The 26339-nt window shown below is 60.6% G+C and carries 21 protein-coding genes; 20 read left to right on the plus strand and 1 reads right to left on the minus strand.

Annotated elements, in window-relative coordinates:
* Nucleotides 1-72 precede the first annotated feature (72 nt).
* The 11 genes from NCHU2750_RS25065 (at nucleotide 73) to NCHU2750_RS25115 (ending at nucleotide 13117) form a co-directional block, all read left to right on the plus strand.
* Nucleotides 73-1149, plus strand: coding sequence for an ABC transporter substrate-binding protein (locus NCHU2750_RS25065; RefSeq protein ID WP_119944512.1), 1077 nt, complete (start codon nucleotides 73-75; stop codon nucleotides 1147-1149).
* 10 nt (nucleotides 1150-1159) lie between these two features.
* Entirely contained in the window at nucleotides 1160-2620 is a 1461-nt protein-coding gene (locus NCHU2750_RS25070; RefSeq protein WP_119944513.1) for a sugar ABC transporter ATP-binding protein, read from the plus strand.
* Nucleotides 2613-3578 (plus strand): ABC transporter permease, encoded by a 966-nt coding sequence (locus NCHU2750_RS25075; protein WP_119944514.1) that lies wholly within the window; start codon nucleotides 2613-2615, stop codon nucleotides 3576-3578. The genes NCHU2750_RS25070 and NCHU2750_RS25075 overlap by 8 nt, the downstream gene beginning before the upstream one ends.
* Entirely contained in the window at nucleotides 3575-4510 is a 936-nt protein-coding gene (locus tag NCHU2750_RS25080; protein ID WP_119944515.1) for an ABC transporter permease, read from the plus strand. The genes NCHU2750_RS25075 and NCHU2750_RS25080 overlap by 4 nt, the downstream gene beginning before the upstream one ends.
* Nucleotide 4511: 1 nt before the next feature.
* Nucleotides 4512-5249 (plus strand): cyclase family protein, encoded by a 738-nt coding sequence (locus tag NCHU2750_RS25085; protein ID WP_119944516.1) that lies wholly within the window; start codon nucleotides 4512-4514, stop codon nucleotides 5247-5249.
* A gap of 26 nt (nucleotides 5250-5275) precedes the next feature.
* Nucleotides 5276-6472 carry a mannonate dehydratase gene (gene uxuA, locus NCHU2750_RS25090; RefSeq protein WP_119944517.1) on the plus strand — a complete coding sequence of 399 codons (1197 nt, stop codon included), beginning with the start codon at nucleotides 5276-5278 and terminating at the stop codon, nucleotides 6470-6472.
* A 3-nt stretch (nucleotides 6473-6475) separates the two neighbouring features.
* A complete protein-coding gene (locus NCHU2750_RS25095; protein WP_119944518.1) occupies nucleotides 6476-7885 on the plus strand; it encodes a mannitol dehydrogenase family protein in 1410 nt (469 codons plus the stop codon).
* Between the two features lie 37 nt (nucleotides 7886-7922).
* A complete protein-coding gene (locus NCHU2750_RS25100) occupies nucleotides 7923-8936 on the plus strand; it encodes a Zn-dependent oxidoreductase (RefSeq protein WP_119944519.1) in 1014 nt (337 codons plus the stop codon).
* 330 nt (nucleotides 8937-9266) lie between these two features.
* Nucleotides 9267-10472, plus strand: a complete 1206-nt coding sequence (locus NCHU2750_RS25105) for an efflux RND transporter periplasmic adaptor subunit (protein WP_119944520.1) — start codon at nucleotides 9267-9269, stop codon at nucleotides 10470-10472.
* Between the two features lie 9 nt (nucleotides 10473-10481).
* The gene (locus tag NCHU2750_RS25110; protein WP_119944521.1) at nucleotides 10482-12431 is read left to right on the plus strand and encodes a MacB family efflux pump subunit; all 1950 of its coding nucleotides are present in this window, start codon (nucleotides 10482-10484) and stop codon (nucleotides 12429-12431) included.
* Between the two features lie 35 nt (nucleotides 12432-12466).
* Complete coding sequence (locus NCHU2750_RS25115) at nucleotides 12467-13117, plus strand: TetR/AcrR family transcriptional regulator (protein WP_119944522.1); 651 nt, start codon at nucleotides 12467-12469, stop codon at nucleotides 13115-13117.
* A gap of 212 nt (nucleotides 13118-13329) precedes the next feature.
* On the opposite strand, the gene NCHU2750_RS25120 is transcribed toward NCHU2750_RS25115, so the two are convergent.
* Nucleotides 13330-14655 carry a CapA family protein gene (locus NCHU2750_RS25120; protein WP_119944523.1) on the minus strand — a complete coding sequence of 442 codons (1326 nt, stop codon included), beginning with the start codon at nucleotides 14653-14655 and terminating at the stop codon, nucleotides 13330-13332.
* 234 nt (nucleotides 14656-14889) lie between these two features.
* On the opposite strand from NCHU2750_RS25120, the gene NCHU2750_RS25125 reads away from it, so the two are divergent.
* The 9 genes from NCHU2750_RS25125 to NCHU2750_RS25165 all read left to right on the plus strand — a co-directional run bounded on the left by NCHU2750_RS25125 (nucleotide 14890) and on the right by NCHU2750_RS25165 (nucleotide 26311).
* Nucleotides 14890-15867, plus strand: a complete 978-nt coding sequence (locus NCHU2750_RS25125) for an NAD(P)-dependent oxidoreductase (protein ID WP_119944726.1) — start codon at nucleotides 14890-14892, stop codon at nucleotides 15865-15867.
* A 22-nt stretch (nucleotides 15868-15889) separates the two neighbouring features.
* Nucleotides 15890-16381: a tripartite tricarboxylate transporter TctB family protein gene (locus NCHU2750_RS25130; protein WP_162939789.1), complete on the plus strand. Its 492-nt coding sequence runs from the start codon at nucleotides 15890-15892 to the stop codon at nucleotides 16379-16381.
* On the plus strand, nucleotides 16378-17895 hold the full coding sequence (locus NCHU2750_RS25135) for a tripartite tricarboxylate transporter permease (RefSeq protein ID WP_119944525.1): 1518 nt from the start codon (nucleotides 16378-16380) through the stop codon (nucleotides 17893-17895). Before NCHU2750_RS25130 ends, NCHU2750_RS25135 begins: the two co-directional genes overlap by 4 nt.
* Nucleotides 17896-17914: 19 nt before the next feature.
* Nucleotides 17915-18898 (plus strand): Bug family tripartite tricarboxylate transporter substrate binding protein, encoded by a 984-nt coding sequence (locus NCHU2750_RS25140; protein ID WP_119944526.1) that lies wholly within the window; start codon nucleotides 17915-17917, stop codon nucleotides 18896-18898.
* A 43-nt stretch (nucleotides 18899-18941) separates the two neighbouring features.
* A complete protein-coding gene (locus tag NCHU2750_RS25145; RefSeq protein ID WP_119944527.1) occupies nucleotides 18942-19544 on the plus strand; it encodes a 2-hydroxychromene-2-carboxylate isomerase in 603 nt (200 codons plus the stop codon).
* Between the two features lie 75 nt (nucleotides 19545-19619).
* Entirely contained in the window at nucleotides 19620-20498 is an 879-nt protein-coding gene (sseA, locus tag NCHU2750_RS25150) for a 3-mercaptopyruvate sulfurtransferase (RefSeq protein WP_119944528.1), read from the plus strand.
* A complete protein-coding gene (locus tag NCHU2750_RS25155; RefSeq protein WP_119944529.1) occupies nucleotides 20495-21880 on the plus strand; it encodes an FAD-binding oxidoreductase in 1386 nt (461 codons plus the stop codon). The genes sseA and NCHU2750_RS25155 overlap by 4 nt, the downstream gene beginning before the upstream one ends.
* Before the next feature lie 39 nt (nucleotides 21881-21919).
* Nucleotides 21920-24217, plus strand: a complete 2298-nt coding sequence (locus NCHU2750_RS25160; protein WP_119944530.1) for a molybdopterin guanine dinucleotide-containing S/N-oxide reductase — start codon at nucleotides 21920-21922, stop codon at nucleotides 24215-24217.
* A 438-nt stretch (nucleotides 24218-24655) separates the two neighbouring features.
* A complete protein-coding gene (locus tag NCHU2750_RS25165; protein ID WP_119944531.1) occupies nucleotides 24656-26311 on the plus strand; it encodes an ABC transporter substrate-binding protein in 1656 nt (551 codons plus the stop codon).
* Nucleotides 26312-26339: the final 28 nt, after the last annotated feature.

The raw sequence follows: 26339 nt of genomic DNA on the forward strand, positions 1-26339 counted from the left end.
AACCTAGGTAGGAGGCAGTGTCCGGCCGGCGCAGACAGCGATTTGATCTGATTCAAGGAGGATTTAAGAATCATGAGATCCAGAGCTTTCAAAACACTCACCTTGTCGCTGATGGCCGGCGTGATGCTGGCAAGTGCAGCCGCCGCGCAGGAAGGCGTCGCCACCGGCGATACGAGCAGTAAGAAAATCGCCTTCAGCAATTCCTATGCCGGCAATTCATTTCGCCAGGTGATGATCAAGAGCTTCGAGTCGATGGGCGCGAAGGCAAAGGCCGACAAGATGATCGGCGACACCGCCGTCGTAAGTTCCAACAATTCGGTGACCGAGCAGGCGTCGCAGATCCAGAACCTCATCCTGCAGGGATATGACGCCATCATCGTTCTGGCCGGTTCGGATACGGCACTGAACGGCGCGATCAAGGACGCCTGTGATGCCGGAATCGTGGTCGTGGCCTTTGCCAGCGGCGTCACCGAACCCTGCGCCTATGTCGTCGACTACAATCTCGATTCTTATGCCAAGGCGGAACTTGACTACATTTCCAGCAAGCTGGGCGACAAGCCGGCCAACATCCTGGAAATCCGCGGCATGGCCGGCGACGGCTTCGACAAGCGCCTGAACGAGGGCGTCAAGAAGGCTTTCGCCGCGCACCCGAACTACAAGAAGGTCGGTGAAGTTTATGGCCAGTGGACGGCCACGGTAGCCCAGAAGGAAGTGTCCGGCGTGCTGCCATCGCTGCCGCAGGTCGATGGCGTGCTCACGCAGGGCGGTGACGGATATGGTGCGGCCCAAGCCTTCAAGGCCGCCGGTCGCAAGCTGCCGATCATCATCATGGGCAACAGGCAGGATGAGCTTGCTCTTTGGAAGCAGGAGCACGACGCCAACGGCTACGAGACGTTTTCGCTTGGCGCCACACCTTCGGTATCCCAGGTCGCCTTCTGGGTGGCACAACAGATCCTGGCTGGCAAGAAAGTGCCTAAATTCGTCGAGGTGCCCCTCCTGCAGATCCAGCAGTCCGACCTTGATGCCTGGTTGAAGACGGTTCCGGACGGCGGCGTTGTCAATGCAGACTATCCTCAGGATCTCGTCGCCAAGATAATTGACGCGAACGTCAAGAAGGAGCCATTGCCCATGGTTCCGGCTCCCAAGTAAGGGGGCCATCATGCTGTCCTCCCAAGCAGCCTCCAGCGCCGCCACGGGCCTCCTTGTCGAGGCCCGTGGACTGCGCAAGAGCTTCGGCGCGGTCCATGCGCTCGTCGGAGTCGACTTCAAGCTGGCTTCCGGCGAAGTACTCGGACTTGTTGGCCACAATGGCGCCGGCAAATCGACGCTCATGAACGTCCTTTCCGGTGCCATCCAGAGAACCGAAGGCACCTTTATCTACAATGGCCAGGACGTTGACCGATGGGGTACCGCGGAAGCTCAGGCGAATGGCCTGCGCTGCGTATTTCAGGAGCTTTCGCTTTGCGCCAATCTTTCGGCGGCGGAAAACACGCGAATTATCCATCGCAGCCTGCGTGGCTTCGGATGGCGACGCAGGGCGCGCACGCTGATAAACCAGGCTCTGGATGACGTATTCCCTGGTCACGGAATTGATGCCGATGCAAAAATCGCCGATCTGTCGATCGGTGAGCGGCAGATGGTCGAAATCGCCCGCGCGTTCACCGAAACCGATGGCAAGGTCCGCTGCGTCATCCTCGACGAGCCGACATCAGCGCTCGGTCATGAACCGACGGAACAACTACTTGCCTACATCCGCACGGCATCCAAACGCGGTATCGCCTGCATTCTGATCACGCATCGGCTGAATGAAATTCTCGCCGTCTGCGACCGCATCGTGGTGATGATGGATGGAGCGATCGTGGGAGACCACCCTGCCGCCGGACTGACGCGCTCAGATCTGGTCGGCATGATGGGGAATATCGAAACACCCGGTGAACACAGGGCGGTTGTCGAGCGCCGAGGCACACAAGACCTTGTCGTCGACCATCAAGGCATTGACGGTGCCGACTACCCAATACGTGCGGCAGCCGGAGAGATCATTGGCTTTGCCGGGCTTGACGGGCACGGGCAGCGCGAACGGCTGCGAGCCATCTATGCCGCAACCCGAAAGGTGCCTGTTGCGTTTGTGGCGGGTGATCGTGGGGTAGAGGGCGTCATGCCGCTCTGGTCGATCGCTGACAATCTGACGATCCGTAGCCTCAACGCTCTTCAAAAGGGTGGCATCGTTTCGCTTTCGGCAGCCCGATCGTTGGCGGAAACATGGTCGAAACGCCTGAAGGTGAAGGCACCCTCGATCGACACGCCGATCCTGGCGCTCAGCGGTGGCAACCAGCAGAAGGTATTGTTTGCCCGCGCGCTCGCCTCCGATGGCGAAGTTATTCTGCTCGATGATCCGATGCGAGGCGTCGATGTCGGAACCAAGCAGGAAGTGTACCAGCTTATCCGCGCGGAGGCCGATCGAGGCAGGATATTCATCTGGTACACGACGGAGTTCGAGGAACTGAAGAACTGTGATCGGCTCTACGTCTTCCGAGAAGGACGTGCTGTCGCCGAAGTGGCGGGCCAAGACATCGATCACAACCGTATCCTGGAAGCTTCGTTTGGAGGCGCCAATGGCTGACACCCTCATTGCTCGACAGAACCAGGGCCTCGGCAAACGGCTCGCCCCAACATTGCAGCTCGGCCTCCCGGCTATCGCGCTCGTCGCCATGCTGGCCGTGATCTTCTGGATCAGACCCGCCGCAATGAGCTATTTCGGCTTCACGCTACTTTTCAAGCTGGCCGTGCCGGTGATGTTTGCATCGTTGGCGCAGATGCTCGTCATTATGCTTGGCGACATCGACCTGTCGGTCGGCTCCTTCGTCGGTTTCATAACCTGCGTGACGGCCCTCTATCTCGATAGTTCGCCGATGCTGGCGGTAGCGATCTACGCTCTCAGCATTCTTGTCTATGCTGCGGTCGGGTTGCTGATCCATATCCGGCAACTGCCATCGATTATCGTCACGCTCGGCATGTCGTTCATCTGGCTGGGCGTCGCGATCATCCTCCTCCCTGCGCCAGGTGGCGCAGCACCCTCGTGGCTTTCAGGCTTCATGGGCTGGCGCCCGCCGCTGTTGCCCCTCCCGATCCTGCTTTCCATTGTCGCAGCACTGATCGGCCATTTCGTGATCAGCCGTTCGTCCTTTGGCGCCGTCCTGCGTGGTGCAGGGGGCAATCCTCGTGCCATCGAACGTGCTGGATGGTCGGTAACGTTGATACGTGCTGCAATTTACGCCGCAGCCGGTGCTCTCGGTGTTATCGCCGGCTTGACCCTGACGGGCCTGACGACCTCGGGCGATCCCAATGTCGCTCCAGCCTATACCTTGCTCGGCGTGGGCGCCGTCATTCTCGGCGGTGGCGCGTTTACCGGCGGTATTGTCTCGCCAATCGGTACGGTGATTGGCGCACTCACACTCGCGCTTGCCGGATCGCTTCTCAGCTTCCTGCAAGTACCTCCGACCTGGCAGATCGGCGCCCAGGGCGGCATTCTTTTCCTTGTTCTGGCCGGCCGGATCCTGCTTGCGGAGAAGACATCATGAGCAGCTTTTCTCTCAAGCCATGGACTTACGGCTTCATCGTCGCACTTGTGATGTGGGTCGCAACCATTGCCTATTCCGGCTTTGCGAGCGCGGTTCCTACCCTCTCCTCAGCGCTGGTATTTGCAGCTTTCAGCGTAGTCGTCGGCACCGGGCAGATGCTGGTGATTTCCTCCGGCCCCGGCAATATAGACCTGTCTATGCCGTCAGTGCTGACATTAGCGGCCTATCTGTCGATGTCGATCATGGCGGGCAGCAACGACATGATCCTCCCCGGCCTCGCCGTTGCTCTGGCGGTCGGCGCCCTTGCAGGGATTGCGAACTTCCTGGCGATTACCCTGCTGCGGCTTCCGCCTATCATCGCGACGCTCGCCTGGAGCTTTGTCTTCCAGTCCTTGGCTTTCAATCTCGGGGGCGAGGCAACGCTGAAGCCACCTGCCGCGCTTTCGGCTTTCACCTTCTGGTCGGTCGGCGGCATACGCGTGATGCCGATCGTGGTCATCATGCTGACAATTGGCGTCGCCTTCATTCTGGCCAGAAGTGTCTGGGGTCGGCAGTTGCTTGCGGTGGGGCAAAGTGAGAGAGCCGCGCGCCTGGCGGGCGTTCCTGCCACGCGGGTGCGGCTGCTCGCCTATCTGTTCTGCGGCGTGGCGGCAGCACTGACCGGCTTCCTGCTTGCTGGCTTTTCCGGTGGGGCTGCGCTCAATATGGGTGATTCCTATCTCCTGGAAGCCATTGCCGTCGTGGTCCTCGGGGGCACAAGCGTGGCGGGCGGACAAGCGAATGCCATCGGCATATGGGGAGCGGCCCTGTTCTTCAACCTGATGGCGACCATGCTCAACACCTTCCAGATGCAGGCCGGCGTTCGGTTTGTCCTCACCGGTGCACTGATCATCCTGATCGTTGCGATCGTGCCGCGGCCGAAGGTTGCGTGACATGGATATCGCGGCACTGATGAAAACATTTGGCGGTGATGCGGTGATGGTCGATCTCACCCACCCGCTGACACCGAACATGCCGGTATGGCCAACACATCCCTATTTCTGCCAGGAAGTGATCGAGAGCTATGACCAGGGCGATCGCGCCTGTAATCATTCGCTCGGGATGAGTGAGCATACGGGCACCCATTTCGACGCGCCGCTGCATTTTATTCGCGGCGCCGCAGGCATCGATGCGATAAGTCTCCAAACCTTCTTCGGCCGCATGGCAACGATCGATGCCCGAGACTGCGCATCCGGGGAAGCCGTGAGCATCGAGCGGATCAAGGCGTTCGAGATACAACACGGTCCAATCCAGGCTGGCGATGCGGTGTTCTTCCATTTCGGCTGGGATCGTTTCTGGGATGACCCGCAGGATCATCCTCGTTTCCTGAATGATTGGCCAGGCCTGTCGCGACCGGCATGCGAGTACCTGCTTGAACGCGGCATACGCATTGCGGGCTCAGACTGCCTGTCACTCGACTGTTTTGGAAGTTCTGACTTTCCGGCACACAATCTGTTGCTCGGCGCCGGTGTTCTCATCGGTGAAAATTTCGCCCGTCTCGGTGAGCTACCGGCATTCTCCTTTCTAGTCACGCTACCGCTGCCGATTGCAGGCGGCTCTGGCTCCCCTCTTCGCGCCGTTGCGGTCTTTGCTTCCGCCGGCCAGTCGAACACCATTGCGGCCAAGGCATAAGTCCGCCGCCAAAGAAGGAATATTTCATGAGACATATATGGCGCTGGTTTGGCCCGATCGACAAGGTTAGCGTGCGCGATGCGGCTCAGGCCGGCGCGCAGGGCATCGTCAGTGCCTTGCACCATGTTCCGACGGGAACCGCATGGACCATTGAGGAAATCCGCAAACGGCAGGACGAGGTCCGCACCGGCGGCCTCGAATGGGAATTGGTGGAGAGCATTCCGGTCTCCGAAAGCATCAAGACCATGACCGGCGACTGGAAGGCCCATGTCGCTGCCTGGAAGGAAAGCCTGGAGCAACTGGCCAAGGCCGGTATTTCGACGGTTTGCTACAACTTCATGCCTGTGTTGGACTGGACCCGCACCGATCTTCGCTGGGAAGCATCCGACGGCGCGCGCGCCATGCGCTTCGACCTCGTCGATTTCGTCGCCTTCGACCTGCATATCCTGAAGCGTCAGGGCGCAAGCGATGACTACCCCGCGGAGCTGATCGAGGCCGCGAAGGAGCGTTTCGCGACAATGCCGGATGAGAAGATCGCCGCTCTCTCCCGCAATATCGGGGCAGGCCTTCCAGGCTCTGCAGATGGTTACAGCATAGCCGAACTCAACGCCGCCCTTTCCCGCTACAACGGCATCGGCGCCGACAGACTGCGCGACAACCTCATCGATTTCCTCTCGGAAGTCGTCCCGACTGCAGAAAAACTCGACATGCGCCTCTGCGCTCATGGTGACGATCCGCCGTGGCCGCTGCTCGGCCTGCCGCGCATCCTGTCGACGGAACAGGATTACGTGAAGGTTCTCGATGCGGTTGATCGCAATGCCAATGGCGTAACCTTCTGCACAGGCTCTCTCGGCGCCCGCCCGGACAACGATCTGCCGGCCATGGTCAAGCGTCTTGCGCCCCGCATTCACTTCGCGCATCTGCGCAATGTCCGGCGCGAGACGGAGGGTTTCCCCTGCTCCTTCTTCGAAGACCAGCACCTCACCGGCAACACCGACATGGTAGCGGTTATTGCGGCACTGGTCAGCGAGGAGCGCCGCCGCAAATCGGAAGGACGCGCCGACCAGCAGATCTTCATGCGCCCGGATCACGGCCAGGAAATCCTCGACGACATTACCCGCGGTGCCCAGCCCGGCTACCCTGCGATCGGGCGGCTCAAGGGCCTCGCGGAGTTGCGCGGCATTGAGCAAACCCTCTCGCATCCCGCATTCGGAATGAACTGAAACATGACGCGTCTCAGCAGAAGCACCCCTCTTCCGCAAGGCGTCGAACGCCCGTCCTTTGATCCGGGCAATCTGAAGGTCGGGATCGTGCATCTCGGTTTGGGCGCGTTTCATCGCGCCCACCAGGCCATTTATACCGACAAGGCCATCGAGGCCCGTTCCGGTGACTGGGGCATTGCAAGTGCCAGCCTCCGTTCGGTGGACATCGTGGCCGATCTCAAGGCACAGGATTATCGCTACAGCGTCGTCACCCGCAGCGGGAGCGGCGACAAGGCACGCATTGTGGGCTCGATCATCGACGCCATCGCCGCGAGCGAGGAGCGTGAACGATTGCTCCAGCGGCTCACAGACAATCCGACACGCGTCGTAACGCTGACGGTAAGCGAGAAGGCCTACGGGATCGATCCTGTTTCCGGCGGTCTTGACCTGTCGCATCCGGCGATCTCGCATGATCTTGCGCATCCAACCGCACCGATCGGCGTCATCGGCATGGTTGTCGAAGCACTGGCCCGGCGCATGCACCTTGGCCGCGATCCTCTGACCGTGCTCTGCTGCGACAACCTTCCCGGCAACGGCAATATTGTCCGCCGTCTGGTCTTGGAGATGGCTGATCGACGAGATGCCGGTCTGGCAGCTTGGATCGAACGCGAGATCCGCTTCCCTTCCAGCATGGTCGATCGCATCGTGCCGGCTGCAACGGATCAGACCCGGACTCTCGCCGCCTCCCTGATCGGTGCAGAAGACCACCTTGCGCTGGAAACGGAGCCCTTTTCCCAATGGGTGATCGAGGATGACTTTGCGGCGGGCCGTCCGGCCTGGGAGGCCGGGGGCGCGATCTTCGTCTCCGATGTGCATGCCTATGAAAAGATGAAGCTTCGGCTTCTCAATGGTTCGCATTCGCTGATTGCGTATCTCGGCCAGCTCAATGGGCTGGAATATGTGCGTGACGTAATGGGTGTTCCGGTTCATGCCGGGCGCGTGCGCCAGCACATGGAAGCAGTCCTGCCGACGCTCGACCCCGTGCCTGAGATCGACCTTTCCGCCTATCGTGAGGAACTCGTCGCACGGTTTTCCAACCCAGCAATCGCGCATCGAACCGGCCAGATCGCCATGGACGGAACGCAGAAGATGCCGCAGCGCATTTTCGCACCAGCCGCAGAGCGTTTGGCAGCCGGTGGTGATGCGGCGGATTTCGCAGAAGTCGTGGCGTTCTGGCTCGCGTATGTCATCACAGCCAAGCATCTCGACGACCCGAGGGCCGCAGAATTGAAGGTCGCAGCGGCGCTTGCTTCAACCTCGGTATCTTCCGCGCCGTTCTTCGGTATTCCCGGGCTGTTCCCGCCGGAATTGAAGGACAATGCAACCTGGCGCCAGTTCGTCGATGCGCATCTTCGGCGGCTATGCCCCGCTTGAAACAACTAGGCCCGAATTTTCTGGAAGGACAAAAACCATGGTGACGATTTCCGTTCGCGAGCCGCACAGCCTCGTCGTCGATGAGCGGGAGGCCCCAAAACCGGGCCCGGGCGAAGTGGCGATCCGCGTGCAGCGCGCCGGCATCTGCGGCTCCGACATGCATATCCTGCACGGTTCCAATCCCTTCGTTGTATATCCGCGTGTGATCGGTCACGAATTTGCGGGTGTCATCGAAGCACTCGGAGCCGGCGTTTCGGGGCTTGCGATCGGTGATCACGTGGTTGCCGATCCGGTCATTTCCTGCGGCCACTGCTATCCCTGCCGCATCGGGCGCTCGAATGTCTGCGCCAAGCTTCAGGTGATCGGCGTGCATCGCGAGGGTGGCTTCCGTTCGGTAGCCGTCGTTCCGGAAGCCAATGCGGTGAAAGTATCACCCAAGCTCGGACTGGACGTCGCAGCGCTGGCCGAACCGCTGGCCGTTGCCGCAAACGTCCTGTGGCGCACCGAATGCACCAGCGAAGATGTCGTATTGATCTATGGCGCTGGCACGGTCGGCATCACCGTTCTTCAGGTTGCCAAGATGCGCGGCGCCCGCTGCATTATCGCCGATATCGATGCCGACCGGCTGGTCCGCGCCAAGGAATTCGGCGCGGATGTCGTCATCAACTCCCGTGAGCAGTCGGTTGCCGAGGTCGTCGCCTCGGAACTCGATGGCCTTGGTCCGTCCGTCGTCATCGACGGCGCCGGCATTCCAAGCTTGCTCGAAGAGGCATGCCAGGTTGCGGCACCTGCCGGGCGCATCGGCCTGCTCGGCTTCTCGCCCGCCCCCTGCAACATCAGCCAGCAGAAAATCGTCAGCAAGGAACTGACGCTCGTCGGCTCACGGCTCAACCGTCGCTTCATCCCCGAAGTCGTCAGCTGGCTGGAATCGGGCGCGCTCAAGCCGGAGGGGATGATCACCCAGAGTTTCGATGCCCGCGATGCGCGTGCGGCATTCGACCTTATCGAGAAGCATCCCGAACAGACGCTCAAGGTGCAGCTGGTTTTTTGAGGCGGCACCGCCTCAATTGGAGATCAAAAATTGTAAGACATATCGAGCAGCCTTCGTGCAGTGATTGGCATGATGGCTGCCCGTCAGCCGCTGCCGAAGATGTGAATTCCAGGCACACCGTCAGGCCCCTGTGCGATCGCTGCTCGACGCCCGGCCGCGATAAAGCTCAGCCTTTGTAGCCGAGTAGAAACCCTGCCAAATCAGCCAACGAGTTGCTCGCCTATTCCTTGCCGAGCCACCTAACCACAATTTAACATTCATTTGATTGACAGGACAGGCGGACCGAACAATATCGGTACCAAACAGTATCATAAACTTCAGGTTTTCTTCATGCGCTTCAAGACGGCCCTGCCGCTCCTTATCCTGGCTGTGGTCGCCATTGGCGGCGTTGCGGCCTCCACCCTGTCATTTTCGGCCTCCACCCCGACCACGCTGACTGCCCCGGTGACCAGAGGCGACGTGGAATCCACCGTACTCGCTACCGGTACGCTGAAACCCTCGCGGCTTGTCGCGGTCGGCTCCCAGGCCTCCGGACGCATTACATCACTGAAAGTCGCGGTGGGCGACACGGTGAAAAGCGGCGATCTGATTGCGCTGATCGATTCGACGACGCAGGACAACGCATTGAAGACTGCCAAGGCTTCGCTCGCCAATGTTCAGGCGCAACGCAATGAAGGCGTCGCCAACCTGGAAAATGCGAAGCTGACACTCGCGCGCCAACAGGCCATCTATGACAAACAGGCCGGTTCGCGTGCCGATCTCGAAACGGCGGCCGCACAGGTCAAGGTCTATGCAGCCCAGATCGAAGCGCTGGACGCGCAGATTGCCGAAGCCCAGGTGGCTGTCGAAACCGCGAACGCGGATGTCGGCTATACGCGCATCAACGCTCCGATGGACGGCACCGTCCTTGCTGTCGTCAGCCAGGAAGGACGGACGGTCAACGCGACCCAATCGGCACCGACAATCGTCATACTGGGCGACCTCACCCGCATGACGGTACGGGCGGAAATTTCCGAAGCGGATATTACCCGCGTCAAGGTCGGGCAGAAGGTTCGGTTCGATGTCATCGGCGACAGAACGAAGACCTACGACACAACGCTTGCTGCCATCGAGCCGGCACCGGAATCGATCACCAGCGACAGCAGTGTGACAACATCCACCACGACCTCCTCGTCGTCCTCGTCGTCGTCCTCCTCCTCCTCAGCGATCTATTATATCGGCGTCTTCGACGTCGCCAATGACGATGGCCGTTTCCGCACCTATATGACCGCCGAGGTCAACATCATCCTCGGCGCAGCCAAGGATGCCCTGACCATTCCCTCCTCCGCCTTGCCGGAAATGGCGGCAACCGGACCATCACGGGTGCGTGTCGAAAAAGACGGCAAGATCGAAACACGCAAGGTGGAGATCGGTCTCAACAACAAGATCACCGCAGAGGTGAAGTCGGGGTTGAGCGAGGGAGAAAGGGTCGTCATCAGCGAAGCTTCAGCAAAAACACCCCAAGGCCCGGGCCGTCGCGGGCCGATGGGCTTCTGAGGGGCACCCATGAGCGAACCGCTTATTTCATTGACGGGCCTGCGACGTGACTATGCCTCCGGTGATGGGACGATCACGGTGCTTAAGGATGTCGACCTGACGATCGAGCGCGGAGAAATGGTTGCCATCATCGGCGCATCCGGCTCGGGCAAGTCGACGCTGATGAATATTCTCGGCCTGCTCGACCGGCCGACTGCAGGCACCTACAAGATCTCCGGCCGCGAGACGTCGGCGCTTGACAACGATGCGCGCTCCGCATTGAGGCGCGAACATTTCGGCTTCATCTTCCAGCGCTATCATCTGCTTGAAGAAATCTCGGCACTTTCGAATGTGGAAATTCCGGCAGTCTATGCCGGCCGTGACCGCAACCAGAGGCGCGAGCGGGCAGCCGCACTGCTGGGGCGCCTCGGCATGGCGGACCGTACCGACCACCGCCCAGGACATCTTTCCGGTGGCCAGCAGCAGCGCGTCTCGATCGCGCGCGCGCTGATGAACAACGCCGACGTGATTCTCGCCGACGAACCGACCGGCGCGCTCGACAAGGCGAGCGGTGAAGAAGTTCTCCGCATCCTCGACGAACTGCATTCCGAAGGCCGAACCATCATCATCGTTACCCATGATGCGAACGTCGCGGCGCGGGCAGAACGCATTATCGAGATCTCCGACGGTCGGATCATTTCCGATACGCGTCCGGCGGCCAGAAGAACGTCGGTTGAAAAGCCGGATGCCCGTCAGGCTCTGCCGACCAATCGGGTCGGAGCGGGGATAGACCGTTTTCGCGAAGCGTTTCTGATGGCCTGCAAGGCTCTGAAAGCGCACCGCATGCGCAGCTTTCTTACCATGCTCGGGATCATCATCGGCATCGCGTCCGTGATCTCGGTCGTCGCACTCGGCACCGGCAGCCAGCAGCGCGTCCTGGCCAATATCAGCAGCCTCGGCACCAACACGCTGGAGCTCTTTCCCGGCACCGGCTTCGGTGACATGCGGTCTGGGCGGGTCAAGACCCTCGTTGTCTCGGATGCGGAAGCACTGGCCAAACTTTCCTATGTGGACGCGGCCACGCCGACGGTCTCGACCAGCACCACGGCGAGGTTCGGAGCCACGGAAGCAACGGCTCTGGTGAACGGTGTCGGAAGCCAATATTTCGAGGTGAAGGGTTCCAAACTTCTTGCCGGCCGTTTCTTCGACGATGCTGGCGTCTCCGCCATGGAACAGGATGCGGTGATCGACGAGAACACCGCCAAGACGCTTTTCGGCAATAATATCAGGGGAGCCATCGGCGAGGTTTTTTTGGCCGGCACCGTGCCGTCGCGGGTGATCGGCGTCATATCCTCTCAACAAGGCGGCTTCGGATCCAGCGACAATCTCTCGATCTATATGCCCTATACCAGCGTCCAGACCCGTTTTACCGGTGACCGCTCGCTGCGCAGCATCACCCTGAGGATCAGCGACGACGCGGATACGAATGCAGCCGAACAGGCAGTCACAACATTTCTGACGGGCCGCCACGGAACCAAGGACTTCTTCATCCTCAATACCGATGACATCCGTCAGACCATCACCAGCACGACCCAGACCATGACCCTGCTCATCGGGGCAATTGCCGTGATCTCGCTGATCGTGGGCGGTATCGGGGTGATGAATATCATGCTGGTTTCCGTTTCGGAGCGCGTGAGCGAGATCGGCGTACGCATGGCTGTCGGTGCAAGGCGCCAGGATATCCTGCAGCAATTTCTGATCGAGGCCGTGCTCGTCTGCCTGATCGGCGGCGTACTGGGTATCGCGGCGGCACTCCTTTTCGGCGTCGCGTTCAGCCAGCTCGGGTCAAATTTCAGCCTCGTGTTCACGGCCGCGCCAATCGTGCTCGCGGTGGTATCGTCTTGCCTCATCGGCATCGTTTTCGGCTACCTACCTGCACGCAACGCCTCGCGTCTCGATCCAGTGGCGGCACTCGCCTAGCCTCAACGGACGCGCCATCGAAAGGGGGACACGATGTGAGCGATATTTCGGCGGACAAACGCCCCAGAGGGCGACCGAAGACGTTCAGCGACGAAGACCGCCGCAAGGCTATCGTCGATGAAGCGCGGCGCACCTTTGTCGAGTTGGGCTATCGTGGCACCACGACGGATATCGTTGCTGCCCGATGTCGTATATCCAAGCAGACGATCTACAACGTATTCTCGAGCAAGGCGGACCTCTTCCTCGCCGTTGTCGCATCCCATCGGCAGATGATGCTGGCTCTTCCAAGGCCTGCCGGGGAAGATCGGCCGGTGGAAGATGTACTTGAAGACATCTTCATGATCGATATTGACGAGACGGATGAGAGAGAACGCGAGGCCTTCATTTCCTTTGTCATCGAAGAATCCTCTCAGGCACCGGAGCTCGGCGAGGTCCTTCGCCGCGAGGGCGTGGAACGGTCACGCCAACTTCTTGCCGACTGGCTGGATTTGCAGGTGGCGCAACAGAAGCTCGTTCTTGAAGACAGGATGAGCGGCGCCCGCATGCTGATGGACATGTTGTTCGGCGGCATGGGCCCTGCAAACCGTGACTGGCAAACCAGACAGGATCGCCGCCGCCACCTGCGCCGATGCATAGAGGTCTTCGTTCGGGGCGTGCATGCTAACCGAGGCACGGCAACCGTCTGACGCCAACGTCATCAAAACCGGAATGGCCTCCAGGATTGGCGATGACACCGAGCGCGGCAGCCTGCCGATATTTTGACGGCGTAGCGGCGGAGGCCACGACCTTGGGCATATGGAACCACAGTTCCCGGCTGGCCTTGGAACAATCCTCGCAATCTGAGCGGGGCTGCCAGCGAAGAGCGATCGCAGCCCCGTCCTCGGTTCAAGCCACAATATCAGGTCGGCAGGACATCGATCAGGCCATCGGTCTCGTTGTAGCGGATGGTCGTGCCATAGGCCTCGCTCATGGTTGCCATGTCCGCAGCGATCTCTCGGGCGAGTTCAGGTGTTGCGCAGGCGGGAAGGCCACGTTCGGAGGGGCGTTGCCGGTTGAGATCGAGATCAAGAGCGACGAGCCTTACCTTCGGATCGCCATCCTCGATGTCGATCAAGGCGATGCAGGATCTTGAGAACCGGTTGTCGGCATAAAAGCCGATCGGCTTGCCGGCCGCATCTTTGGCGCGCGACATATGCAGATGCGACGGCAGAGAGTCCTTGGTGAAACCGTAGGTCTCATACATTTCCGGTGTCATCTTCTGCATGCCCGCCTCGAATTCCATCATCAGGCTGCCGAGCGAATAGAAGATCGGCTTACCCTTGTAGAACTCGATCCCGCGCAGCATGTGCGGCCCGTGGCCGATCACGGCCGTCGCTCCGGCATCGATGGCACGGCGGGCGAAATCCTCGATGAAAGGCGCAGGCCTCGGCGAATACCAGTTCTCTTCCGTTCCCTCATGCGCATGCAGGCTCAGGAGTACGATCTCAGCCCGGTTGGCGGCATCGCGGATATTTTCGAGAATGGCCGTCGCGTCCTTCTCGTTGGCGTAGTAGCGAATATGAGCCGTCTCTCCCCGCTCGAACTGCAGCGAACCTTCGAAGACGGAGCCGAAAGGCAGGCGGTTCTCGCCTGGATCCGCCATCACCTCGATGTCCATGACTTCCTTGCGGCCGGCGGCAATGCCGAGCATCTCGTCGATCCGGCGAAGCTGCTGGAACTCGGCCTCCGGCAGGACATAGGCGCGGCCCCAGCGAAGGGGATTGAGACCGGCGCGTGCAGGAATGCCGGTACCCGCAGTGCTCGCGGCAAATTCCGTTGAGCGGGTCGTCCCCGTGGAGATCAAAGCTATGCGGGCGTCATCGGTGTCGAGAAAATGCGGCAGGCGCGCTTCCTCGAGGCTGCGGCCGATGCCGCTATGAATGACACCGCGTGCTTCGCATCCTTCGATCGTATCGATCACGCCCTGCGGCCCGAAATCGCCCGTATGGTTATTGGCAAACGAAAGGAGATTGATCCCTATGGAGGTCAGCTCATCAACGGCCTCGATCCCGACAGCAGTAATGAAGCGCCGGGGCGCAGGTGCTGTCGTCCTTGCCGGGCAGATGAACTCCGCATTGACGAATGCCGCATCGCAATCGTTCAGGTATTCCAGCAATTTCTCGTCAAGACGTTCGGCAAGGTTCCCGCCGGAAAACAGTGCGTCACCACCAGCCACAAGGCGCATTCGTAACTCTCCTGAGTAGTCAATTACACCCATGAGGTGAATCGACGCATAAACAACCACTTAGTCGTCGTAGTTAAGCACGGTATTGCCCGTCGAATATTCCAATTTGCTTGCAACAATTGAAAAACTGTTTCTTTGGCTCTCCCCGCCCGCTGCCTTAAGTAGCCCAAGGGAAAAGGTCATCCCGCCCAATAGGCGGAGCGACCGGGCAATTTCAAAATGGGGCTCCATATCATGTCAAGACACACCGGCTGGACTGACAGCAGATCACCTGTCATCGCCTGTAACCTCGATGCCCAACAGGTGGAGAAACTGGAGGCTCACAGCAGTCGGCCAACTGTCCTGAACTATAGCGACGGCTCACCAGCCTGGGACGTCCCCAGGGACGCGGACATCCTCTTCACCTTTTTCCGAGGCTGGGCGGCGGCCCCCAGAACGAAGCCTGACGGCTGGCCGTTCAATCTCAAATGGGTTCAGATCGCCTCGGCCGGCATCGACGCGTTCCCGGACTGGGTTTTCGAAGCCCCGGTCGTTACTACCGGCCGCGGTATTTCGGCAGAAGCGATCGCCGAATATGTCGTGGCTGCCATTTTCGGTCACGAGAAGCAGATGTTCGATGACCTGCTCGTCCATTCCGCCGACCGGTGGGTCAAGCGGACGCTTGGCCTTGTGTCCGGCAAGTCGGTCGGCATCTATGGATATGGCGCGATAGGACGCCGCACGGCGGAAAAGCTCAAGGCGCTGGGGATGAAGGTCAGTGCGGTCCGGCGTGATGCCGCTGGCGAAAATACCGGCGATGTCCAGTTCTTCGCATCGCTGAAGGACATGGTGGGCTCGGTCGATCATCTCGTTCTCGCAGTTCCGTTGACCGAGGCTACCCGGCTGTCGGTTGATGCCGAAATTTTCGCCGCGGCCAAGCCCGGCCTTCACGTCGTCAACATCTGCCGCGGCGAAGTGCTGGATGACGCGGCCCTGATTGAAGCGCTGTCCAGCGGAAAGGTCTCGGCGGCAACGCTCGATGTAACCGCACCGGAGCCGCTTCCTGAAGGCCATGCCTTTTATACCGATCCCAAAATCCGGTTGACGCCCCATATTTCATGGTCATCGGAGGACAATGCCGATCGGATCGCCGCAAAGCTGCATGGCAATCTCGATCGTTTTCTTGCCGGCGAGCCACTCATCGACGTGGTTGTGCCCGGCCGCGGATACTGAGCCGGCAGGCGTGGAGGAAAACGTGCAAATCGACGATAACAGCGTTGGCGACAAGACCAACGTGCCACTCGGCACGTTCCTGATCGTCATAGGTCTCGCCGCCCTTTGGGTGGCGCGAGGCTACGAGACTGGAACCTTCATCAGCATGGGGCCGGGCTTCTTTCCGAAGACTGTATCCGGCTGCCTGATCTTGTTGGGAGCGCTCATCATCCTGTTTCGCGGCAGGGACCTGCCGCCGGCAGAAGCGAGCGATGTCGAACCGATCAAGACCGCGGCCCGGCTGCGGATCATCGGCTGCATCACCGCCTCCAATATCGTCTTTGCGGCGACGCTGGTTCCGCTCGGCCTGCCGGTTGCGACATTCCTGATGGTGGTCATTGCCGGTTTCGGACATGAGACATCGCGCCCGCTGACGATCCTGGCGACGGCCCTGATACTCGCAGTTCTCGCCACGCTCCTATTTGCGTCATTGCTTGGGCTGCAGATCCCCGTGCTTCCGGAGGCGCTGCAATGATCGGTGGCGTAGACGTTTTCGGCGGCATTGCGCTCGGCCTCGGTGTCGCGCTGACCCCAACCAACATTTTCTTCTGCCTTGCGGGCTGCCTGATCGGCACGCTGGTCGGCGTACTCCCCGGCCTCGGCCCGACGGCTACCATCGCCATCCTTCTGCCGATGACTTTCGGGCTTCCGCCCGAAACCGGCCTGATCACGCTCGCCGGAATCTATTACGGCGCGCAATATGGCGGGTCGACCACCTCCATCCTGTTGCGGCTTCCCGGCGAGGCATCCTCGGTGGTGACCGCACTGGATGGCCACGCGATGACGCGCAACGGCCGCGGTGGAGCAGCGCTGACGGTCGCGGCCCTCGCCTCCTTCCTCGCAGGGACGGTTGCCACCTTTTTCATGGCGGCATTCGCGCCGATCCTGTCGGCAGCGGTCCTGAAATTCGGTGCGCCCGAATATTTCATGCTGATGTTCCTCGGCCTGATCACCTCCGTCGTGCTTGCCCAGGGTTCGGTGCTGCGGGCCGTCGCGATGATCTTCCTTGGCCTGCTGCTGGGCCTTGCCGGGACGGACGTCAATTCGGGCCAGTATCGCTACGACTTCGGCTTCATGGAAATGCTGAACGGCGTGCCCTTCGTGCCGCTGGTCGTTGGTCTCTTCGGTGTAGCCGATATTCTCGTAACGCTGGAAAATGCCGTTCGTGACGAAAAGCCGCCAACGCTTAATCCGATCAGCAGCCTTTGGCCGACCAGACAGGAAGCGCGCCGGGCAACGCCCGCAGCCATCCGCGGTACCCTGATCGGGCTCTTCCTCGGCCTGCTTCCCGGCGGCGGCGCACTCTTGTCTTCCTTCATGGCCTATACGGCGGAAAAGCGCGTATCCAAGACCCCGCAGGAATTCGGCAACGGCATGGTGGAAGGTGTTGCATCTCCCGAAGCCGCCAACAATTCCGGGGCCCAGACCGCCTTCCTGCCACTGCTTACGCTGGGCATCCCTTCGAACGCCATCATGGCATTGATGGTGGGCGCGATGATGGTCCACGGCATCGTACCGGGGCCGCGCATCATCAGCAGCCAGCCCGAGCTTTTCTGGGGCTTGATCGCCAGCATGTGGGTGGGCAACCTGATGCTGCTGGTTATCAACCTGCCGCTGGTCGGCATCTGGGTGCAGCTGCTGAAGATTCGCTACCAGTTCCTGTTTCCGACGATCCTCACCGTCAGCATCGTCGGCATTTATGGCGTCGACTTCACCACGTTCGACGTCTATCTCACCGCGATCTTCGGGCTTCTGGGCTACTTCCTGCACAAATGGCGTTGCGAGCCCGCGCCACTCATCCTCGCCTTCGTTCTGGGGCCGATGATGGAGGAATATTTCCGCAGGTCGATGCTGGTTGCTCGCGGCGATCCGATGATCTTCATCAACCACCCGATCAGCCTGACGATGCTTGTCATGACCCTGCTGCTGCTTTCGAGCATCTGCTTCCCGTTCATCCAGAAAATGCGGCAGAAAGCCTTCGCCGAGTAAGAGCCAAGAGGACACCGAAATGACCTTCAACATGACCCGCCGCGGCTTTCTCTCTGCCGCTTCGCTCCTGTCGGCCACGGCGCTTTCCGGCCTGCCGGCCTTCGGCCAGGATTATCCGTCGAAGAAGATCGATTATATCGTGCCCTACAATGCCGGTGGCATGAGCGACAACATTTCCCGTCTTCTCGGGGAGAAGTTCACGGCCTTGACCGGCCAGCAGATGATCAACGACTACCGGCCGGGCGCAGGCGGTGCGATCGGCGCGAACTACTTCATGACGACGCCGGCCGACGGCTACACATTGCTGCAGTCGACCAACAGCTTCTACGGCGTCATTCCGCAGGTGACCAAGGTTCAGTACAAGCCGATCGAGGATCTCGTTCCGCTTGTTCTCGTCGGCGACGCGCCGATGGTCATCGCGGTCAATCCGTCCGTAGCGGCCAGCAATCTCTCGGAACTGATCGCCTATGCCAAGGCAAATCCGGGCGCTCTTGCATACGGCACGTCCGGCAAGGGAACCGTCGGTCATCTGAGCGGCCTGTGGCTGGCCAACAAGGGTGGTGTCGACCTCCTGCATATCCCCTATAACGGCGCCCCCGCCGCCCTTCAGGCCACACTTGCCAACGAAGCACAGATCTTCATCGGCCCGGAAGCCGCCGAGCATATCAAGGCCGGCGCATTGAAGGGCATCGCGGTGCTTGGCGATACCCGCTGGCAACAGCTGCCGGATCTGCCGACGACCGTCGAAGGCGGCATTACAGGCTGGGCGCCGCGCAGCTGGCATACCGTGTCGATCCAGGCGAAAGCCCCAGATGAGGTCAAGGCGAAGCTCAACAGCCTGCTCAACAGCATTCTCGAACAACCGGATGTCCGCGAACGCATCGTCACTTTCGGCCTCATTCCCGGCATCGAGACACTGGAGCAGGTGCGCAAGCGCGCCCAGGACGATTACGAACAGTTCGGCATCCTGATCCGCGACGCGGGCCTCGCCCTGCCGAAGTGATCGGCCGGAGAAGACCCGCCAAGACATATCCAGAGGACATGACATGACAAAGATCATCGACTACTTCTTCAGCGTCGGCTCACCGTGGTCCTATATCGGACTGGACGCTTTCGAAGCGCTCGCCTCGCAGTATCAGGCCACGATCCATCCTCATGTGATCCCGGTGATCGAGGACAATGGTGGCATCTACGCCCGCAATCGCCCGGAGCCCCGCCGTGCCTACTGGACGAAAGATCTCAAGCGCTGGGCTGCGGTGCGGGGCAAGGTGCTTAACTTCGAAAACCGTGCAGCGTTGTCCGACCCCTCGCCGGCCGGCTTCATGGTAATCGCGGCCGCCGAGAGTGGCCAAGACTGGCTCAGGCTGACCAAGGCACTTCAGGAGGCATTCTGGGGCCGCGGCGAGGATATCGGCAAGGAAGATGTTCGCCGGGCAATTGCCACGGCCGCCGGTTTCGATAGCGCGTCGTTGGACGAAAAAGGCCAGAGCGATGCCGTGCAGGCAATCCGCAAGGCGAGCCACGAGAAGGCCAAGGCGGCCGGCGTCTTCGGCCTTCCGACCTTCCTGTACGAAGACGAACTCTATTGGGGCCAGGACAGCCTGCCCTTCCTTGAACGTCACCTGAAGGGCGAAAAACTGGTCGCCTGATGTACTCGCGGGCTGTCGATCGCACGGCCTGAGCCGGGCGGTCGGTAACAGCCGCTTTATTTCCGGAGTTCTTTCATGTCTATTTCCCTTCCGGGTTCCCTCGTTTCCACCGAATGGCTGGCAACTCATCTTGATGATGCCGGTCTCGTCATTCTCGATGGATCCTTCAAATTGCCGGGCGTCACGCCAATTGCCGCGGACGATTTCGCTGCCCGCCACATTCCCGGAGCGCGTTTCTTCGATATCGACGCCATCGCCGATCACGAGACCACATTGCCGCACATGCTGCCATCGGCGGAGGCATTCGAGCGCTATGCGGCGGATCTCGGCATCTCCAACGACAGTACCGTCGTCGTCTACGACACGCCCGGCCTGATGTCGGCTGGCCGCGTCTGGTGGACGCTGCGAACCTTCGGTCACGACAAGGTTGCCGTCCTCGATGGCGGCCTGCGCAAATGGCTGGCGGAGGGACGCCCCGTCACCGATGCGCTGCCTCCCGTATCGCCCGGCCATTTCAACGCAAGCTTCAATGCCGGATCCGTCCGCTCCAAGGCCCAGGTCCTCGGCAATATCGGTACACAGGCCGAACAGGTCATCGACGCCCGTTCGGCTGCCCGCTTCACCGCGGAAGAGAAGGAAGCCCGGCCCGGCCTTCGTTCGGGCCATATTCCCGGCAGCCTGAACCTGCCGTTCAATGCGCTGACCAACCCTCAGACCGGCGAGATCCTCGATACGGCAAAGATCCGTGCTGCCTTCGAAACAGCCGGCCTCGACCTGTCGAAGCCCGTGATCGCCAGTTGCGGCTCGGGTGTCACGGCTGCTGCACTGGCCTTCGGACTCCATCTCGCCGGCAAGGATGACGTCGCCATCTATGACGGAGCCTGGACCGAATGGGGCCAGCCGGGTGACACCCCCGTCGATACAGGCCCGGCCTTTCATGGAGAACCGAAATGAACGGGTTTTCGACCTCTCTTTCCGGCACGTTGAGCAACCGTTTCGGCGACCGTTTTTCCACCTCCCAGGCCCTTCGCGAGCAACATGGCCGCGGTGAATCCCATCACACGCCGGCGATCCCGGATGCGGTCGTCTTTGCCGAAACGACGGAGGAAGTGTCCGAGATCGTGCGCCTTTGCGCGGCTGAAGGTGTGCCGGTCATCGCCTTCGGTGCCGGCACCTCGCTGGAAGGCCACCTGACGGCGGTGCGCGGCGGTGTGTCCATCGATCTGTCGCGCATGGCGCAGGTCACTCGCGTCAGCCCCGAGGATCTCGACTGCACGGTCGAGGCTGGCGTGACGCGCGAACAGCTCAACACCCATCTGCGCGACATGGGCCTGTTCTTCCCGATCGATCCAGGCGCCAATGCATCGATCGGCGGAATGGCCTCCACCCGCGCGTCAGGCACCAATGCCGTGCGTTACGGCACGATGCGCGAGAACGTGCTGGGGCTGACGGTCGTGTTGCCGAACGGTCAGATCATCCATACCGGTGGTCGGGCACGCAAGTCGTCGGCAGGCTACGACCTGACCCGGCTTTTCGTCGGCGCCGAGGGCACGCTCGGGATCATCACCGAAGTCACGCTGCGTCTCTACGGAATTCCGGAAACGGTTTCCGCTGCACTCTGCTCGTTCGAAAGCGTCGAACAGGCTGTGGCCGCAGCCATTCAGGTGGTTCAACTCGGCATTCCTGTCGCCCGCATGGAACTGATGGACCGCGGCCTGATCAAGGCGGTCAACGCCTATTCCGGCCTGTCGCTGAAGATCGAGGATACGCTTGCCTTTGAGTTCCACGGATCTCCCGCCGGCGTACAGGAACAGGTCGAGATGGTGGCCGCAATCGTGGAAGAAAACGGCGGCCGGGATTTCGAATGGGCCAACGCTCCGGAGGAACGCAACCGCCTTTGGAAGGCCCGGCACAGCGCATTCTACGCCGTCGTGTCCCAGCGCGAGAATGCCAAGGGCTGGTCCTCCGATGTCTGCGTACCCGTTTCAGAACTGAGCGGCTGCATCTTGAAGACACGCGAACTTCTTAAGGGGTGCAGCGTGCCGGCGGCCATTCTCGGCCATGTCGGCGATGGCAACTATCACGTCGTCTTTGCCGTCGATCCGTCGAATCAGGCGGAACTCGATGAGGTCGCCGCGATCAACAAGAAGATGGTCCAGTATGCGATCTCCGTCGGCGGCACCTCGACCGGCGAACACGGCGTCGGTACGGGCAAGATCGCCTATCTGCGCCAGGAACATGGAGACGCCGTGGACCTGATGATCGTGATCAAGAACGCTATCGACCCGAACGGCATCATGAATCCCGGAAAGGTCTTGCCCAATCCGGCTTCATGAAGCCTTATAGCGAACAGTTGAATCGCCGGGGAATGCTGCATGAATTCGTTTAAGCCTCACAGCTCTCACTGGGGTGCTTTTTCGGGCCGCCTTGAAGGTGGCAAACTTGAAGTCATGCCACATCCCGGCGATCCGCATCCTTCACCCCTGCTTGGAAATATTCCTGCGATCGCCGACAGTCCGGCACGCATCCGGCGTCCGGCGGTCCGCCGAGGCTGGCTTGAACGTTCGCCCGGTCACGCGCTGCAGCGCGGCTTCGATGACTATGTGGAAGTCAGCTGGGAAGAGGCTACACGGCTGGTGGCAAACGAGCTGCAGCGCGTCTACGCAGATTTCGGCCCGACGGCGGTTTTCGGCGGTTCCTATGGATGGTCGAGCGCCGGGCGCTTCCATCATGCCCAGAGCCAGATCCACCGGTTCCTGAATGTGCTGGGCGGTTATGTACGGTCGGTCAACACCTACAGCTCCGGTGCTGCTTCGGTCATCATCCCCCATGTGCTCGGCCCTTACGATACGTTCGACCGCAAGAGCGTCACCTGGGATGCGATCGAGCGGAGTACTGAACTGGTCGTCGCCTTCGGCGGGATGGCAATCAAGAATGCCGATGTCCACGGCGGCGGTATCAGCAAGCATGTCGTTCTGCCGAAACTGTCCGGTGCCAAGGCACGGGGCGCACGTTTTGTTTCGGTGAGCCCGTTGAAGGACGATTTTCCGGCCTCCCTCGAAGCCGAATGGTTGCCCATCACGCCCGGCACCGACGTGGCGCTGATGCTCGGCCTTGCTCATGTCCTCGTCAGCGAAGATCTGCACGATCGTGAGTTTCTCGAGCGCTATACGGTCGGCTACGACCGTTTCGAGGATTATCTCCTCGGTCGGGCCGATGGCCACTCCAAAACCGCGGAATGGGCAGCGGCGATCTGCGGCATTGATGTCGATACCATTCGCGACCTCGCCCGCGCCATGGCCAAGGCACGCACGCTCGTTACCGTCAGCCATTCGCTGCAACGCGCCGACTTTGGCGAACAGCCGGTGTGGATGGGGATTGTTCTTGCCGCGATGCTCGGCCAGATCGGCCTTGATGGCGGCGGCTATTCCTATTCGCTCGGAGCACTGGGCAATATCGGCAAGAATCTGCTTGCCGTTCCGCTGCCGACGCTCAACCAGTTCAAAAACCCGGTTTCTAACTTCATTCCAGTCGCGCGCATCGCCGACATGTTGCTCAATCCGGGAGCTGCGTTCCAATATAACGGCGAGAACCTGTACTATCCCGATATTCGCCTCGTCTATTGGGGCGGCGGCAATCCGTTTCATCATCACCAGGACCTCAACAGGCTGCGGACGGCCTTCAGGCAGCCGGAGACGATCATCGTCCACGAAACCGCCTGGACATCGACAGCCCGCCACGCCGATATCGTGCTGCCCGCGACGACGACAATCGAACGCGACGATATCGGTGCGGCTGACCGCGATGATCTCGTGATCGCGATGAAGAAGCTGATCGAGCCTGTTGGAGAGGCGAAGGACGATTACGATATCTTTGCCGAGATCGCCGCCCATCTCGGCAAGTTCGAAGCTTTCACCGAAAACCGAACCAGTGGCGAATGGCTGGCATTCCTGTTCGAGACGACGCGCAAGGCGCTGGCCGAGGGCGGGCATGATGCGCCGGATTTCAACGATTTCTGGCAGCGGGGGGAATTGCGCCTGCCGCTCAGGCCGGACGAAGGCGGGCCGGCACGCGCATTTCGTCAGGATCCGGCCGTATCGACGCTGCCGACGCCATCCGGCAAGATCGAGATCTTTTCCGAGACGATCGCTGCCTTCGATTACGACGACTGCGGCGGCCATCCGCAGTGGTATCCGCCACGCGCCGAAGCCGCGCCTGACAGCAACGCCTACCCTCTGCATCTCGTTTGTAACCAGCCTCATCAGCGGCTTCACAGCCAGCTCGACTACGGCGATTTCAGCAGATCGACGAAGATCAAGGATCGCGAACCGGTCCGTATCAACCCGGCAGACGCGCACGCCCGCGGCATTTGCGATGGCGAGATCGTCCGCCTGTTCAACAGTCGCGGCAGCTGCCTTGCCGCAGCAGTGCTGAGCCACGATGTCCGGCAGGGCGTAATGCAGCTTTCCACCGGCGCATGGTTCGAGCCACAGGATCCCGTGGCGGAGACGGCCATGTGCATTCACGGCAACCCCAACATCCTTACCCGCGATCTGGGCACATCCAAGCTGGCGCAGGGCTGCACCGGCCAGATCACCAGAGTCGAGGTCGAGCGATTTGAAGGCGAACTTCCGCCGGTACGGATCTTCGAACAGATGACCTTCCGGCAATAGGCCGCACCGGGAGAAGGGCTCGGCGGAAAGCGAGTGCTACCGCCCGCCGTGGATCGCAGTAAAATAATCCATAAATTCTATAGAAAAAGAACACTCGATCTTTCTCCGACGCGCTCAGCTGCTAGGCTGGTCGCCGTGATATTTATCAAGAAAGGGAGGGTCGCGTCATGACCGGAAAGTGTAGCGGAAAGCGCTCTGGCAAGCGCGCGCCTCAACGCATGCCGTTAATCGGCCGCTGTATGCGGCGCCTGCCCAAGCGAACCGCCTAAGCCAACAAAACCTCGATTATCGGACAATCGCTTCGACCGCACGGCGGACCGCTGCGGACGACGAGGCCCTGTGCGCGCAATTCCCGGAGATCCCCGTTGGACCAAGCCGGAAAGCGACGGCTGAAAATCGGGTTTCAGGCACAACAATCCCATTTTTTCAGGAAAAATCATGACCGAACGCTCCTCCCTATTTTCCCTCTCCCGTCGCCGCCTGCTCATCACCACATCCGTGGCTGCAGCAGCGGGCGCCATTGCGACGGCAACCGGATTCAATCCTGCCCTCGCAGCCGACACGCCGCGAGACGGTGGCGATATTACCTTTCTGATCGACTCGCTCGGCGATACATGGATCCCGAACAACAGCGCGATCTCAAGCTTCCAGGGGCATATCTGGGGCCACGTCACCGACAAGCTGCTCTATGTCGATGCCGACGGCAAGGTCAGCCCATGGCTGGCGGAACGCTGGGAGCAGAATGACCAGGCCACCGAATTCACCCTCTACCTGAAGAACGGCGTGACCTTCTCCGACGGTTCCCCCCTCGATGCCTCAGCCGTCGTTGCCAATCTCGACATCTGGTATGCCGGCCGCAAGAACGAGGGTATCAACCCCATCGGCCTTTTCCCCAAGACCTATGATCATGCAGAAGCGATCGACGCTTCGACGGTGAAGGTTCACTTCAAGAAGCCGACACTCGGTTTCATCCCGACGCTCGGCTATCACGGCTCGATCCTGATCTCGCCGAAAAGCATCGCCCAGCCCGCTTCGCAGCAGGCAGACCTCAGCAAGACCTCCGGCAGCGGGCCTTATGTCGTCGACAGCTGGAAGGAAGGCGACTTCGTCAAGCTGGTGAAACGCAAGGATTATAAGTGGGGCCCGGCCGCCGTCGGCCATACCGGCCCCGCTTTCCTCGATTCCATCACCTACAAGCTGGTTTCAGAGCCCTCGCTGCGCGTGGCGTCAGTCCAGTCAAATCAGGCGGACATTGCCTACAACGCCTCACCCCAGGAGCTGAAATCGCTGAAGGATGAGGGCTTTACGATCGCGACACCGCGCTATCTCGGTTTCGTCAACGGCTGGGCGGTGAATACCAAGCTTGCCCCCTATGACGACGTGAAGGTTCGCCAGGCCCTGCAGGCCGGCATCAATCGCCAGGAAATCATCGATACGGTCTACACACCGGACTGGAAACTCGCGACGTCTTTCATCCAGAGCAACGTCCCCGGCGCCACCGACCAGAGCGGCCTTCTGGCCTACGACCCGCAAAAGGCGGAAAAGCTGCTCGACGAAGCGGGCTGGGCAAAGGGTGCGGATGGCATCCGCACCAAGGATGGCAAGCAGCTGTCTCTCACCATTCACTCCAATCCCTATCTGGCGACCTCCAAGTCTGTCGACGAACTCATTGCCCAGCAACTCGGCAAGATCGGCTGGAAGGTCACCATTCGGGCCTATGACGTCGTGACCTTCGGCGAAAAGGTCAGGTTCGGCGGCGCGGCCGTTCCGGCTTACGAAGTGACCCGCAGTTTCATCGACGCGGGAACCGTCGCGAGCATTCTCACCAATGCCAACAATGGCGAGAACTGGTTTGCCCTTGACGATCGCGATGCGACCCTGAACGGCCTGCGTGACCGGATTGCCGGCGCGGCGTCCTTCGATGAGCGAAACCCGCTTCTGGACGAGTTGCAGCATTACGTTCTCGAGCAGGGCTATTTCATCCCCCGCACCCAGATCGTCCAGCGCATCTATGTGCAATCACCGACGCTCAGGGGCGAAGTCTACAACGGCGTTGCCTACGCAAGCTATTACACGGCCCACATCGTCGATTGAGACCCATCGCAACCGTTCAACGTGAGAG

The sequence above is a fragment of the Neorhizobium sp. NCHU2750 genome (genome assembly GCF_003597675.1).
GTDB lineage: Bacteria > Pseudomonadota > Alphaproteobacteria > Rhizobiales > Rhizobiaceae > Neorhizobium.